The 1,018-nt window shown below is 30.6% G+C and carries 2 protein-coding genes; both read right to left on the bottom strand.

The features are described 5' to 3' along the window. Positions 1 to 421, bottom strand: a 421-nt coding sequence (locus B6A10_RS16245) for a hypothetical protein (RefSeq protein ID WP_188221707.1), incomplete at its 3' end; no start/stop codon positions are given. Between the two features lie 10 nt (positions 422 to 431). Beyond that, positions 432 to 1,018: hypothetical protein (locus B6A10_RS16240; protein ID WP_188221706.1), on the bottom strand; the 587-nt coding region annotated here is incomplete at its 5' end.

The raw sequence follows: 1,018 nt of genomic DNA, 5'->3' as shown, positions 1-1,018 counted from the left end.
CTTTGGGTTGATTAATTACTTTTATCCTAGTTACAATAAGATTTCCATATTTTTTTGCATCCTCTTTTGTCCAAATTTGTTCATTCCCTTTGGGTCTTTTATCCCATACCCAGTCAATAGGCTCTTTCACATATACAAATAACGATACTTTATCATCATATTTTCCCAGGTTTTTTAGTCGTTCTTCTAAAGAAATAAACTTGAAATAAAAATAAAAATGTCCAGCTTCATTATTTCCTACACCTGTTTTAATTTTAGGCTCAATTTCTTTTAATAATTTTTTCAATGGTTTGTTTATAAATTCAGATTCTTTTTCTTTAAGTAAAAACATATCATTTGTTGTTTTTACCATTTTTATACTCTTACAACTAGAGTTTAAAAATATCATAGTTATTATGATTAGTCTTATTATATTTTTCATCTTTTTTAATTTAAGGACAATTAATAAATTCATACGTTTTAGAACCGTCAAGATTTTCTTTTATTCTGACTGTGATTGCATCATAATTTCCCATATCATCCTCTTTTAAAATTTGGAGACCCGCATCGTATTTTTGTAAAATATAAGCTAGAGCATTTGTTCTACCACTTAAGTCAAAACCAAAATAATCTTTAAGATCTTGTAGTTCATTATGTATTGCATCAGGAAATTCAGGAGAATAACCAGGGATTTGATCCGCTGGATACTTATCAATAAAATTTTGAGCCAAAGCAAGGTCTGTTACGACAATACTATAAGAGCTGCCATCCGGTAAATTAATATATGATGTTGTAAAATTAGGGTTGTTCGAAATCAATTTTATTGCAGAATAGATATCCCCAGTAGATAAAGGAGTATTAGCCACATGATTATGAACAGATGCGAATGCGCCTGGCCAATTTTGTGTAACAGGTACATTATAAACACCTCCATCACGCATAGGTGCTTGGGTTATTTGACCATTTTCGTCTCTCCCAAAAGTTATTCCATGCTCAACACCATCAATATTTGTAGCTTCTTTAAGAGTGGTTTCTACAG

Source organism: Flavobacterium pokkalii, from assembly GCF_014596575.1.
In the GTDB taxonomy this organism is placed as follows: Bacteria; Bacteroidota; Bacteroidia; order Flavobacteriales; family Flavobacteriaceae; genus Flavobacterium; species Flavobacterium pokkalii.
This window is presented reverse-complemented; position numbering and strand designations above follow the sequence as displayed.